Raw genomic sequence first — 13,430 nt, forward strand, 5'->3', positions numbered from 1 at the left:
AGTGCCTGTTGCGAGCGATGATGACGCGAAGAGGTGAGACGGAGACCGCCTGGTCCTTACGGCGCGGCGCAGTTGGGCAGCGAGGACAGCAGCGCAGGGCCTTCACATCCTGCGCGGCAAATTCGCGGGCCCGATGGCCAGCCGCGCAGGGCGACCGGCAGCGCAGGTTTGTTGGTCCAGCCCCGATCGATCAGGATCGACGTCGAGACCTTGGCGTCTTGTGCGATCTGTGGCGGCGCCTCATCGGCCGTCGGCGAGGTGAAACGCACGGTCAGTGAAAGCCCGTACATGAGCGCCGTCGAGACCGCCTTCCGTCGTGGCGCGATTGCAAACCGTTTCCTGTCCATCGTTTGTCTCCGTCCCCATGATGTGACGTTGCGATGTTTAGCCAACCGGATCGTCGACTGCGCCAGAGCGATTGCCGTCCCTGTCGAGAGATTGCTGCTAACGGACGCGCCTGCGCCAATCGCCCGGCGCCTAGCCGGTTAGCGGCGCCGAGGCCCGGCGTATTTCCCGAAGCGGCCATGCCTTGTCCGATCCTGCCGCAAGCAGGCCCACGTTTTCACAAACGCACGATTGGGGGCGGACGGCGAGTTGTCGGAGAATCCAACGCCGGTCGGATGACGGTCCGGTCGCGAGCCTGATATCGGCGACCCGGGCTAGTTCGGCGACAATCCGGTCCTACGCCTGAGATCCGTGATCGCGCGCAGAAAACTGTCGGCCGGCGTCGTCTCCGGATCGATCAGGCGGTGCAGGCGAAAGCCATCTTCCAGCGCCAGCACGACGGAGGCCATCCACGGCGGATTCAGCGTGTCGTTCCTGCCGTTGCTCTTCAACGTGGCCTCGACGATGTCGGCCACCAGCTTGCGCCGCGCGCGCAGCCGCTTGGCAAGCTCCGGGCGGCGCTTCTCGGCGCGCGCGACGAACAGGATCATCTCCATGTGCAGAAGGGGCGAGCGGCCGAGCGGGTCTTGCCGGCTGCGATCCATCGTCTTCAGCGCCGCGATGAAATCGTCGAGATTGTCGTGCTGCGCGAGGATGTCGAGGTTGCGCCGGATCGACTGCTCGACATGATCCTCGAGCATGGCGATGATCAATTCGTCCTTGCTCTTGAAGTTGGAATAGAACGCCCCACGGGTGAAGCCCGCGGCGGCCGCGATCGCCTCGATGCTGGCGCCGCCGATGCCGTCCGCCTCGAACACGCGCGCGGCCGCCTCGAACAGTTTGTCGCGCGTGTCGTCCCTGGTCGGCCTGGTTCTCACCCTTGACATCGGCGCAGGTTAGGGCAGAATGCAACTCGATACAACAATGTATCGAGTTTATAATCTTGGGGATGGTTACGCCGCGCGCGCAAGGGGGCTGCCGGCGTATTCGTGTCATGCGGCAACCGATTGAGGTCACCATGAACGAGCAAGTGCAACCCGCAGGCGGACCGCTGTTCAATCCGCTGTCGCCGGACTTCATCCGCGATCCCTATCCGCACTACGACCGGCTGCGCACGATCGAGCCGATCCATGTGACGCCGTTCGGCCAGTTCGTCGCCAGCCGCCATGCCGACGTCAGCTTCGTGATGCGCGACAAGCGCTTCGGCAAGGACTTTGTCGAGCGCTCCAAGCGCCGCTATAGCCCTGCCATCATGGACGAGCCGGTGTTTCGCAGCATGAGCCACTGGATGCTGCAATCCGATCCGCCCGACCACACCCGCCTGCGCGGCCTCGTCGTGAAGGCCTTCACCGCCCGTCGCGTCGAGGACATGCGGCCGCGGATCCAGGCGATCGTCGACCAGACCATCGATGCGGTGATCGAGCGCGGCCACATGGACCTGATCGAGGATTTCGCCTTCCGCCTGCCGGTCACCATCATCTGCGACATGCTCGGAATCCCCGAGGATCATCGCGAGACCTTCTACAACAGCTCGCGCGATGGCGGGCGGCTGCTTGACCCCGTGCCCCTCACGCCGGAAGAGATCGCGAAGGGCAACGCCGGCAACATGATGGCGCAGATGTATTTCCAGCAGCTGTTCGAGCTGCGCCGCCGCAATCCCGGCGACGATCTCACCACCCAGCTGGTGCAGGCCGAGGAAGACGGCCACAAGCTCACCAACGAAGAATTGACCGCCAACATCATCCTGCTGTTCGGCGCCGGCCACGAGACCACCGTCAATCTGATCGGAAACGGCCTGCTCGCGCTCCATCGCAATCCGGATCAGCTCGCGCTCCTGAAGGCGCGGCCCGAGTTGATGGTCAACGCGATCGAGGAATTCTTGCGCTACGATTCCTCGGTGCAGATGACCGGGCGCGTGGCGCTGGAGGACATCGCGGATCTCGGCGGCAAGAGCATCCCCAAGGGCGAGACCGTGCTCTGCCTGCTCGGCTCGGCCAACCGCGATCCGGCGGTCTACCCTGATCGCCCCGACCGGCTCGACGTCACCCGGCCCAACGTCAAGCCGCTGTCGTTCGGCGGCGGCATCCATTTCTGCCTGGGCGCCCAATTGGCGCGCATCGAGGCCGAAATCGCCATCGCGACGCTGTTGCGGCGGCTGCCGGATTTGCGCATCGACGACGTCGAGAACCCGGAATGGCGCCCGACCTTCGTGCTGCGCGGCCTGAAACGCCTGCCGGCAAGCTGGTGATGGCCGGCGGCGCTGCATCTGCGAGCGCCGGTCCTCATCCTGAGGAGGCTGCAAAGCAGCCGTCTCGAAGGATAGCCGCGGGCGCGGGGGCCTCTATGGTTCGAGACGGCGCTTAGCGCGCCTCCTCACCATGAGGGTCTCCCGCCAGCGTTAACCTCCGCGCGCAACAGTCGCTGTGACTTCGCCACACTTCCCCTTATATAAGGGGCTGTTCCGGCGCGCCTGAGGCCCTCAGGTTCGGCCCGGGCCGATTTGGCCGAGGGGAGACCCGTGCAGACGACGCTGCTCGGATTGGCGATTGCCTTCATCATTGCGCTGCTGACCGCGCTGATCGGGCCTTACTTCATCGACTGGAACCAGTTCAGGCCCCAGTTCGAGGCGGAGGCGGGCACGATCATGGGCGTGCCGGTGCGGGTGGCGGGCGAGCTGGATGCGCGGCTGCTGCCGGCGCCGACGCTGCGGCTGCGCTCGGTCACCTTCGGCGGCAACAACGATCTCGGCCGCCTGCGCGCCGACAAGCTCGACGTCGAGTTCAGCCTGAGCTCACTGATGCGCGGCGAATGGCGCGCCACCGAGCTGACCGTCAACGGCATGGCCGTGGATCTCGGCCTGGATGCCAAGGGCCGGGTCGATTTGCCGTCCACCGCGAGCGGCACCTTCAACCTGGCCTCGCTTGCGATCGAGCGGCTGAACCTCACCGGCCGCATCGCCCTGCACGATGCCGCCAGCCGCTCGACGCTGGAATTGAACGATATCACCTTTTCCGGCGACGTGCGCTCGCTGGCCGGCTCGGTCCGCGGCGACGGCAGTTTCACCGCCACCGGGGTGCGCTATCCGTTCCGCGTCTCCTCCGGCCCGAGCGCCGACGGCAGCGCCACCCGTCTCCACCTCAACATCGATCCCGGCGAGCGCGCGATCTTGGCCGATCTCGAAGGCGTGCTCGCCTTCGACAACCGCCTGCCGAAATTCGACGGCGCGCTGACGCTCGCTGTGCCCCCGGTCAAGAAGGCGGGCACGGCGGGGCCGACACCCTGGAAGCTCACGGCAAAGCTCAAGGCCGATCCGGCCGGCGCCAAATTCGATCAGATCGACGCGAGCTTCGGCGCCGAGGACAATGCGCTCAAGTTTGGCGGTGTCGGCGATGTCAGGTTCGGCGCCTCGCCGCTACTGCGCGCGGTGCTGTCGGCGCGCCAGGTCGATGCCGACAAGCTGGCGGGCAAGGATGATGCCGAGCCGCAGCGCGTCCTGCCGGCGCTGCGCGCGGGCCTTGCGGCGATCCCGCAGGCGCCGATGCCGGCGCAGATCGAGTTCAACTCCGACCAGATCATGCTGGGCGGGCGTCCGCTCCAGAACATCACGGCGGAGCTTCAGACCGACGGAAGGTCCTGGACTTTCCAGCGGCTCGAGCTGCGCGCGCCCGGCATGACGCAGCTCTCGCTCAACGGCGCAACGCCCGGCGCCGACAGCTTTAGCGGCCGTCTCAGCGTCGAGTCGTCCGACCCCGATACGCTGGTGGCCTGGCTCCAGGGCCGCAGCGAGATCAACCGCCGCAGCACGCGGCCGTTGCGCCTTGCCGGCGACGTGACCATCGCCGCCAACCATCTCGCCGTCGACAGGCTGAAGGCCGAGATCGAGGGCGGCGCGGTGGAGGGCCGCATCGCCTTCGTCCAGACCGGCGCGAGCAAGGGCTCGCGGATCGACGCCGAGCTCAAGGCCGACCGTCTCGACCTCGATGCCGCCGCAAGCTTCGTGCGCGCGCTCGCGGGGCCACAGGGCGAATGGCCGGAGGAAGCCAAGCTTGCGCTCGATGTCGGCCGCGCGATGTCGGCCGGACAGGAGCTGCGGCCGTTCACGGCGAAGCTCGGCTACGGCCCTGCGGCGCTGTCGCTGGAGCAGTTGCGCTTCGGCCAGGCGAGCGGGGTGACCACGGAAGCAAGCGGCAGCTTCGACCGCGTTCATGCCACCGGCAAGCTCGCGCTGAAATCCTCGGCCAATTCGCTGCGTGAGCTCACCGCGCTGCTCGAGCCGATCGCGCCTTCGGTGCGCGCACGGTTCGACGCCATCCCGTCATTGCCCGGTGCGACGCGGCTGAAGCTCGACCTCAGCCTCGACAAGAACGCCGACCATGCCGATCGCAGCGACGCGCGCGCCGTGCTCGATCTCGATGCGCCGCAGCTCAAGGCCACAGCGACGCTGGCCGGGCAGACGCCGGTAGCGGCGGTCAACGGCATCGACATCGACATCGACCGCTTGCGCAACAGCGACTTCACGCTGGACTCGAAAATCTCGACGCCGAAGGCGGGCGCATTGCTGGCGCTGCTCGGCCTCGATCGCGTCGCTGCCGCGGGCGAGGGCCCTTCGCAGTTCGAAGGCCGGTTGAGTGGCGCGTGGCGCCGGCCGTTGCAATTGAACGCAAAGCTCAGTGGCGGCGGACTGGATGCGGATGCGCAAGGCAGCATCGAATTGTCGGACCCCAGTTCGTTCCAGCCGAAGGCCAGCGTGAATTTGCGCGTGCGCAATGCCAATCTGGCGCCGCTGTTCGGGACCAGCCCGGCGGACAAGTCAGTGCAGAGCGTCAACCTGTCCTCGCGCGTCGGCCTCTCCGGCAACCGCCTGACCTTCGACGATCTCGACAGCAGCGCGGCCGGCTCGCATCTGCGCGGGCATCTCGCGGTGACGCTCGATCAGGAGAAGAGCGTCGATGGCGAAATCGGCCTCGACGCGCTCGATCTTGCGCCCGCGTTCGCGATGGCCATCGGCGCCGCCGGACATGATGCCGGCGATCCCCTGAGTGCGGGGCTGCTCGGCGGCTGGCGCGGCCGCATCGCCTTCCAGGCCCTGCGCGGCACCTTGCCTGACGGCATCGAGCTGCGCCCCGTCGGCGGCACGATCCGGAGCGACGGCCAGTCGCTCGCGCTCGACGCGCTCAAGGGCGGTGTCGGCGGTGGTGAGATGTCGGCGAGCTTCGACGCGCGCAATGGCGCCAATGGCGTTGCGCTGAACGCACGTATCGAGCTGCGCAATGTCGATGCGGCGGCGCTGCGCTACCGCGATCTCGCATTGCCCAAGGGACGCGCCTCGGTGCAGATGGCGCTGACCAGCCAGGGCCGCAGCGTTGCGGCGTTGACCGGTGCGCTCGCCGGCAATGGCACGGTGACGCTCGAGGCCGCGGAAATCAGCGGCCTCAATCCGCGCGCCTTCGAGATCGCCATCCGCGCCAGCGACGGCGGCCAGGTTGCCGACGACAACAGGCTGCGGCAGCTCGTCGAGCCTGCGCTGTCGGCCGGTCCGATCGCGGTCGCCTCGGCGCAGATCCCGTTCACGATCCGCGACGGGCGCCTGCGCGTCGGCGCGACACCGCTGGAAGCCAAGAACGCGCGGGCCATCGTCTCCGGCGGCTACGATATTCCCGCCGACCAGGCCGACATCCGCGCCAGCCTGACGCCGATCATGACCGGACTTTCGGGCGCGCCGCCGGAGATCCAGTTGTTCGCGGCGGGTCCCCCCGACAGGCTCAACCGCACCGTCGATCTCGCGCCGCTGTCGTCCTGGCTCGCGGTGCGCACGATCGATCGCGAGACGCGCCGGCTGGACGCGATCGAGCGTGGCGAGCCGCCGCCGGCGACTGCGGCGCTGCCGACGCTGGTCTCGCCCGATCCGGTGCCCGAGCCGTCGCTGACCGACGTGCCGTTGCCCGGCCGCGATCCGCGCCGCGCGCCGCCGAAGCCAAAGGCCGCGCCGACGCCGAAGGCGCCGCAGGCCGCCCCCGCGGTGCCGAGCCCGCCACTCACAAGCCCGCCGCTCGCGAGCCAGCAGATCGCCCCGCTGCCGCCGCCGATCGAGGTGAGGCCGGCGCCAGGCCCGCCGCCCGCAAAACCCAAGCCGAAGCCACCGCTGGTGCTGACGCCGTCGAATCCGTGAACGCGGCAGCCTGTTCGGCAAGCGCTGGCCCTTGCCCGCCGGTAAACCCATTCCCGCGCATTTTAACGAATTTTGCTCGGCAAAACTGATCTGCCGACTTTACTGGATTCTCGCGTTTGATCTCTAGTGTCGGTTCCCAGAGGAATTCGGCGTCCTGCCAGCACAAGCAGGATGGCTAACCAAGAACTGGGGTAACGAGATGAACGGGGCGAAATCGCTTCTGCAGGATCTGGACGACGCGATCGCGCGCGGCACCGACGAGAGCCGGGCGAAGGCGTTGTGGCATGCGACCGACATCCTGATCACCGGCCGCTACAGCGACGACGAGATCAGCATGTTCGGCGAGGTCATCGGGCGGCTCGCCGACGAGATCGAGGTCGCCGCGCGGGCGCAGCTCTCCGAGCTGATGTCGGCCTGCGACCACGCTCCGCTCAATGTCATCGAAAAGCTCGCCCTCGACGACGAGATCGACGTGGCCGGTCCCGTGCTGCGCGACTCCGCTCGTATCGACGAGAAGATGCTGGTCCAGAGCGCCATGACCAAGGGCCAGGCGCATCTGCTTGCGATCGCCCAGCGCAAGTCGATCGGCGAAGCCGTCACCGACGTGTTGGTCAAGCGCGGCGACCAGGCGGTCGTGACCTCTGTCGCAAGGAACGAGGGCGCGCGCTTCTCGGGCTCGGGCCTGCTGCACATGGTCCGGCGCGCGGAGGGCGACTCGATCCTCGCCGAGCAGCTCGGCCTGCGCAAGGACGTGCCGCGCCACATCTTCCAGCAGCTCATTTCCAAGGCGTCGGAAGACGTCCGCCGCCGCCTCGAGCACGAGCGGCCCGAGATGATGGCGCAGATCCAGAGCTCGGTGACCGACGTCACCGGCGATCTGCAGTCCAAGTTCGGGCCGTCCTCGCGCAGCTATTTCGTCGCCAAGCGCGTGGTGACGACGCAGTACCGCCAGGGTAACCTCAACCAGGACTCGATCTCGAACTATGCGCGCCAGCACCGTTTCGACGAGGTGCAGATCGGCCTGTCACTATTGTCGTCGCTTCCGGTCGACGTGATCGAGCGCGCGATGATGGACCGCAATCGCGAGATACTTCTGGTGCTGTGCAAGGCGCTCGATTTCTCGTGGGACACGACCATGTCGCTGCTGTTCCTCGGCGCCAAGGATCATCTGATCACGGCGCGCGAGCTCCATGACAGCGAGCGCGAGTTCGGCAAGCTCAAGATCGAGACGTCGCGCAGCATTCTGAAGTTCTACCAGTCGCGCAAGACCGGCGCGGGTGCCGATACGGGCCGTCAGCCCGAGCTCCAGGTGCACTGAGCCAGAGGGGAGTATTTGCAATGTTGCCTCAATTCGGCACCGCAATTCGCAAGAACAAGAGCCTGCCCGTCGATGCCGGCGGTTCGGCTCCCGAGAAGGCTTCCGTCGACGCCGCCTGGCTCGTGCTCGAAGCCGCCAACGATCTCGGCGATCACGCCGCGATCGCGGCCTGCCGCCGCGTCATCGACGCCGAGCTCAACGGCACGGTTGCCGGCAGCGCGGATATCGATCTCGTGCTCGGGTATTTCAGGTAGCGACGATCACCAGCGTCTAGTGTGCCATCGCGATTTCGCCGGACACTTGCTCGCGCCTTGCATCGATGCGTAGCAGCACGACAACGACTGCGCCCACCAGCGCGCAACCCGCCAGCAACAGAAGACCTGCGGTAAAACTGCCGGTTAAATCCTTCAGGTAGCCCATTGCGTAAGGACCGGCGAAACCGGAAAGATTTCCAAGCGAGTTGATCGCGGCGATGCCGGCGGCAGCCGATGCTCCCGTTAGAAAGCTCGCCGGCAGCGGCCAAAACATCGGGGGGACCGCGGAGACGCCGATCTGCGCGAAGCAAAGCAATGCCATGACAAGGACGGAGTTGGAAACGAGACCTGCCACTCCGATTCCCACCGCTGCCATCAACAGTGCCGCGGCGACGTGACCCTTTCGTTCCATGGTCCGATCGGAATGACGACCAAGCAGCACCATGCCCGCGGCCCCGAAAATAAAGGGCAGCGCTGCGAGCAAGCCGGTCTGGGTATCGCTGACGCCAAAACCCTTGATGATGGTCGGCAGGAAGAACGCCACGCCATAACTTGCAGCATTCAGGCAGAAGTACACCAGAGCGCACAACAAAATGCGGTAATCGGTGAGCGCCTGACCCAATGACAGGTGTTCGACCTTCTCTTTGTTTCGCTTCTCGGTGGCCTGCACGTCTTCCAGCCAGGCAATCTCGTCTTGTTGCAGCCAGCGGGCCTGGCGCGGAAAATCGGTCAGATAGAGCAGGACGCAGATGCCTACCACGACCGACGGCAGCGCCTCGAGAATGAACAGCCACTGCCAGCCTTCCAATCCCCAACCGGTCACGCCGAGCAGAAGCCCGGAGATGGGCGACCCGATGATGGACGAAATCGGGATCGCCAGCATGAACAGGCTGATGACCCGAGCCCGGTAAACCGCCGGGAACCAAAGGGTCAGATAGAAGATGATGCCCGGAAAGAATCCCGCTTCGCAGGCGCCGAGCAGCAACCGGAGAGAGTAGAAGACGCCCGTCGTCGGTAGTCCCGTTGCTGCCGATATCGATGGGATGAATGCGAAGGCCGCCGAGACGATCCCCCACGTAATCATGATGCGGGCGATCCAGACGCGCGCGCCAACTCTTTCCAGGAAGATGTTGGAGGGGACTTCAAACAGGAAATACCCGACGAAGAACAAGCCCGCGCCCAGTCCGAACGCTGCTTCACTTAAACCCAGCGCCTGGTTCATGTGCAGCTTGGCAAAGCCGACATTGACGCGGTCAAGATAGGCCACGAAATAGCAGACGATCAGGAACGGTATAAGCCGCCACATAACCTTGCCAATGACACGCTTCTCGACGTCTTGCATGGCAAGGCCTCCCGTTTGATCACCGGAACCCGCTCAACATCCGGGCGGCGTTGCGAAACAATGACGGGTGCGAACGATGAGTGCAAACGGCATTTTGACGTTCAAGCCAAAGTGACAGTCGTGCTGTCATGCTCGAAGCTGGACGAGAGACGAAGCACGCGACACGCTCCATCTAACGCTCGGGGGCGGCCGAGGCATCGGCCGCCCGCCATGATGATCGCGAACATCATCTTATTTTGCCATCGCCGTCCCGGCCGACTTGATCCTCGCCTTGGCGTCATCGCGTTTGAAGCTCGCGCCTTTCCGCGTCGGCTGAAGCTCGATCGCAGTTATGGCCAGCTTCTCAACCTCCTGTTGGACGAACGCGAAGCGCCAGAATGTCTAGGCGTTCGCGCCGCCGTCGACGGTCAAGGTCGAGCCGGTGATGTATTTTGCCTTCGCGCTCGCCAGGAATGCCACGGCATTCGCGATGTCTTCCGTCGCACCATACCGGCCCAGTGCCATGAACTGTTTCAGCGTCTCCGCGGTCGGTCCGTGCGCCGGATTCATGTCGGTGTCGATCGAGCCCGGTGCCACGAGGTTGACCGTGACGTCCCTCGGGCCAAGCTCCCGCGCCAGCGCCTTGGTGAATGCGGTTAGCGCCGACTTCGACGCCGCGTACACGCCGAGCGCCGGCGAGGGCACGCGGTCGGCGAAATAGCTGCCGATGGTGATGATGCGGCCGCCCTTGCCAAGGTGCGGCAGCGCCGCCTTGCTCGCGGCGATCGGCGAACGCACGTTGACGTTCAGCATCGCGTCGATGTCGGCGAGCGAGATGTCGTTGAGGCCGCCCAATCGCAGAATGCCGGCATTGTTGACCAGGATGTCGAGCCCGCCCAGCTCCTTGACGGTCTTGTCGACCGAAGCCTGAACGGCAGCGACATCGGCGCTGTCGGCCTGGATCGCTACGGCTTTCCGGCCCGTCGCTTTGATCGCGTCCACGACCTTGGCGGCGATCTCCGCCGACTTCTCGTAAGTAATCGCGACATCGGCGCCTTCCGCGGCGAGCGCCTTCGCGATGGCCGCACCGATACCCCTGCTTGCGCCCGTCACCAGGGCCCGTTTTCCTGCCAGTGTCATGTGATCTCTCCAATTCTGTAATGATCAACACAGAATATGTGGAGTCTTGATTGCCGCGGTCAAGTGAATTATGTGTTGATCATTACAGAAAGACGGGCGATGGCAGGTCGGCCACGGGAATTTGATCGCGACGCGGCGTTGGAGGCCGCCATGCTGCTGTTTTGGCGCAAGGGCTTTGCGGCAGCCTCGATGCACGACCTCTGCGACGCCATGGGCGTCAGCTCGCCCAGCCTCTATGCGGCCTTCGAAAGCAAGGAGGCACTCTACCTTGCCGCGATCGAGCATTACGTCGAGACCCAGGGCCAGCCGGTCTGGGACCGGCTTGCGGAAGGTGCGACCGCGCGCGCCGGCATCGAGAATCTGCTGATCGGGGCGGCCGAGACCCTGCCGAAATCCCGGAGAGCGCCGGCCGGCTGCATGGCCGTGCTGGGCGCCGTCAGCGACGAATGGCCGGCAACGATTGCCCGCGAGATCAAGAAGGCCCGGCTCGACATGCTCGGCAATTTGCGCGGGCGGCTGGAGGCTGCGGTCGCGAGCGGCGAACTGCCTGCCGCAACCGACATCGATGCGCTGAGCCGGTTCTACCTCAGCGTCTTCGAAGGCATGGCGATCCAGGCCAAGGACGACGCGACGCCTGAGGAGTTGAGAGGCGTAGCGAAGGCGGCCATGGCGATGTGGCCGGGCGAGCGGTAGCTCGCGGCCTGTGGGATGGGTAGAGCGCAGCGAGACCCATCGTTCCATCCAGGCGTGCTGATGGGTTTCGCTCCGCTCTACCCATCCTGCGAGCTGGGCCGAGAGATTGATCTATCTCAAGATCGTATCCGAAACGCGGGCCCAGCTTAGATTCGGAAGGCAGCGATACGTCCAGACAGGCGGGAGGTGAAGCATGTACCGGCATATTCTCATTCCGACAGATGGGTCGGAGCTAGCGGAGCACGGCGTGGCGCATGGGTTGGCGCTGGCGAAATCCCTTGGAGCCAAGGTATCTCTAATCTTCGTTGTGGAGCCGTTTTCAGAAATGACAGGGCGGTTCCGTGAAGCAGTCGCAACATATGCCGAGCTGCGCAAGGAACAGGCCACGAGCGCGTTGGATCGCGCGGCAAATGCGGCCAAGGAGGCCGGCGTTTCCTGCGAACCGATTCAAGTGGAGAACGGGCAACCCCATCAAGCCATCATCGCAGCAGCCGAGAATAAAGGTTGCGATCTCATCGTGATGTCATCCCATGGCCGCAGCGGACTCTCCATGCTTCTCATCGGTAGCGTGACAAACAAGGTGCTGGCGCAGGCGAAAACTCCCGTACTGATTTGTCCGTGAATGTGCGGATCTGCTGACAGATTTCTCGCTCGCCGCGAGGACTAGAAAATTCAACGGCCGCATAAACCGCCTTGTCTGCTTTCGTCATCTGCGGGCCTTACCTGCCGGTCAGGCCTTGTCGGCCCGGCACCCGGGTAGCCGGTGACAGTGCACTTAACTCGAAGCAGGGGACCCCGTGCGCATCAATTGAATGCACTGTCATCGCAATTGCGGCGACGGCTAGAGCCTGTCGATCCGAAATGCGCGAGTCTCGACCGTGGCGCGGACACGCGCGTTGCACGCAGCTGTGATCGTGGAACCCCGCTGCGGATGTAACGACAGACGCTCCCCTCCGAATAGCCCGTAGCGGACGCTTCGTTCGCCAATAGATGGATGCGCAATCCGGGGAGAAATCGTCGCATGATGGGATTCAACGTCGCGGAGAATGGTGGAGGCTCTTATCGTCCGCTCGCCATTCTGCGCTGGGTCATGGTGGTCATATTCGTATCGTTTGGAATGCAGAAATTCACACTGCAATCCGCACAGGGTATCGCCCAGTTCATCAGCCACAGCCCGTTCATCTCCTGGCTGTCGGTATTCGGCCTGAGGGGAGAGGCCTATGTTCTCGGTGTCGCCGAATTCGTGATCGCGGCGCTGCTCGTGGCAGGCAGCTTCAGTCCGGTCTTGTCGGCGCTGGGTTCGTTCATGGGCATGATGACCTTCGCGATCACGTGGTCGTTCTTCTTTACGACGCCGGGCGTCGTCACATGGAGCCTGTCAACCGATCCGATGGCGTGGAATCTGGCCGGCGAGTTCCTGTTCAAGGACATCGTCCTGCTGTGTGTTTGCGCGGTGTTGTTTCTCGCCTCGTTGCCGCAATCGGTTGTCCGGCTCCGCACCGGCGGAGCCTAAAGCGGCTTTGCGATAGCCCGTAGGACGGGGAGAGCACAGCGAAACCCATCACGCTTCAACGCGCCCGGAAGCAAGGATGGGTTTCGCTTCGCTCTACCCATCCTGCGAGACGCATCTCACCGCCGAGCGCGGTAAATCACGACATCATTGCCATGACGCGTCGTGCTCTTCTCGAGGATGTAATTGGCATTCTCCAGCACGCGGCGGGATGCGCCGTTGCTGACATAGACAAGGCCGATGAGAGACGGCAGTTCGTGGTGCGACAGCCCAATGTCCGTCAGCGCGATTGCGACCTCACTCGCAAATCCGCGGCCCCAGAACTCGCGCTTGAATGCGTAGGCAATCTCGATCTCGTCGATGTCGTCCACGAGGATGTGCCGGATGCCCGCTCGCCCGGCGAAGGCGCCGTCCTTCGTTCGCAGCACCCACAGCCCAAAACCGTGCTGGTCCCAATGCGCCATGTTGATCGCGAGATAGGTCTTGGTGACCTCGGGTGCACGCACGCCGCCGAGATAGCGGGACACCTCGGCATCGAGATGCAGCGTGACGAGGTCGTCGAGGTGGTCTTCGCGAAGCCTCTCGGCGGTCAATCTGTCGGTGCTGAAGCGGTCCATGGAGACTGATAGCCGCTTTGGAGG

General features: G+C 64.8%; 12 protein-coding genes. 7 read left to right on the forward strand and 5 right to left on the reverse strand.

Annotated features, from left to right (window positions below; all coding sequences use genetic code 11):
• Positions 1 to 56 precede the first annotated feature (56 nt).
• Together AC0L3X_RS11115 and AC0L3X_RS11120 are read right to left on the reverse strand one after the other, a co-directional pair.
• Entirely contained in the window at positions 57 to 347 is a 291-nt protein-coding gene (locus AC0L3X_RS11115) for a hypothetical protein (RefSeq protein WP_063981594.1), read from the reverse strand.
• 312 nt (positions 348 to 659) lie between these two features.
• Positions 660 to 1,271 carry a TetR/AcrR family transcriptional regulator gene (locus AC0L3X_RS11120; RefSeq protein WP_063981595.1) on the reverse strand — a complete coding sequence of 204 codons (612 nt, stop codon included), beginning with the start codon at positions 1,269 to 1,271 and terminating at the stop codon, positions 660 to 662.
• A gap of 131 nt (positions 1,272 to 1,402) precedes the next feature.
• On the opposite strand from AC0L3X_RS11120, the gene AC0L3X_RS11125 reads away from it, so the two are divergent.
• The 4 genes from AC0L3X_RS11125 (at position 1,403) to AC0L3X_RS11140 (ending at position 8,125) form a co-directional block, all read left to right on the forward strand.
• On the forward strand, positions 1,403 to 2,632 hold the full coding sequence (locus AC0L3X_RS11125) for a cytochrome P450 (protein WP_063986151.1): 1,230 nt from the start codon (positions 1,403 to 1,405) through the stop codon (positions 2,630 to 2,632).
• 270 nt (positions 2,633 to 2,902) lie between these two features.
• Entirely contained in the window at positions 2,903 to 6,553 is a 3,651-nt protein-coding gene (locus AC0L3X_RS11130) for an AsmA family protein (RefSeq protein ID WP_063981596.1), read from the forward strand.
• Positions 6,554 to 6,752: 199 nt separating this feature from the next.
• Positions 6,753 to 7,871, forward strand: a complete 1,119-nt coding sequence (locus AC0L3X_RS11135) for a DUF2336 domain-containing protein (RefSeq protein WP_166343635.1) — start codon at positions 6,753 to 6,755, stop codon at positions 7,869 to 7,871.
• Positions 7,872 to 7,891: 20 nt separating this feature from the next.
• A complete protein-coding gene (locus AC0L3X_RS11140) occupies positions 7,892 to 8,125 on the forward strand; it encodes a hypothetical protein (protein ID WP_063981598.1) in 234 nt (77 codons plus the stop codon).
• Positions 8,126 to 8,141: 16 nt separating this feature from the next.
• Here AC0L3X_RS11140 and AC0L3X_RS11145 read toward each other — a convergent pair whose 3' ends face one another.
• Both AC0L3X_RS11145 and AC0L3X_RS11150 read right to left on the reverse strand, forming a co-directional pair.
• Positions 8,142 to 9,467: an MFS transporter gene (locus tag AC0L3X_RS11145; protein ID WP_085399742.1), complete on the reverse strand. Its 1,326-nt coding sequence runs from the start codon at positions 9,465 to 9,467 to the stop codon at positions 8,142 to 8,144.
• A 381-nt stretch (positions 9,468 to 9,848) separates the two neighbouring features.
• Positions 9,849 to 10,586 carry a 3-oxoacyl-ACP reductase family protein gene (locus tag AC0L3X_RS11150; RefSeq protein WP_473316392.1) on the reverse strand — a complete coding sequence of 246 codons (738 nt, stop codon included), beginning with the start codon at positions 10,584 to 10,586 and terminating at the stop codon, positions 9,849 to 9,851.
• A 150-nt stretch (positions 10,587 to 10,736) separates the two neighbouring features.
• Between AC0L3X_RS11150 and AC0L3X_RS11155 the strand changes: the two genes are divergently transcribed.
• The 3 genes from AC0L3X_RS11155 to AC0L3X_RS11165 all read left to right on the forward strand — a co-directional run bounded on the left by AC0L3X_RS11155 (position 10,737) and on the right by AC0L3X_RS11165 (position 12,792).
• On the forward strand, positions 10,737 to 11,279 hold the full coding sequence (locus AC0L3X_RS11155) for a TetR/AcrR family transcriptional regulator (RefSeq protein ID WP_248577196.1): 543 nt from the start codon (positions 10,737 to 10,739) through the stop codon (positions 11,277 to 11,279).
• Positions 11,280 to 11,472: 193 nt separating this feature from the next.
• On the forward strand, positions 11,473 to 11,901 hold the full coding sequence (locus AC0L3X_RS11160; RefSeq protein ID WP_063981602.1) for a universal stress protein: 429 nt from the start codon (positions 11,473 to 11,475) through the stop codon (positions 11,899 to 11,901).
• Positions 11,902 to 12,300: 399 nt separating this feature from the next.
• Positions 12,301 to 12,792, forward strand: a complete 492-nt coding sequence (locus AC0L3X_RS11165; RefSeq protein ID WP_208088139.1) for a YkgB family protein — start codon at positions 12,301 to 12,303, stop codon at positions 12,790 to 12,792.
• A 116-nt stretch (positions 12,793 to 12,908) separates the two neighbouring features.
• On the opposite strand, the gene AC0L3X_RS11170 is transcribed toward AC0L3X_RS11165, so the two are convergent.
• Entirely contained in the window at positions 12,909 to 13,406 is a 498-nt protein-coding gene (locus AC0L3X_RS11170; RefSeq protein WP_473316393.1) for a GNAT family N-acetyltransferase, read from the reverse strand.
• Between the last annotated feature and the right edge of the window lie 24 nt (positions 13,407 to 13,430).

Source organism: Bradyrhizobium sp. MI1.7, from assembly GCF_055811795.1.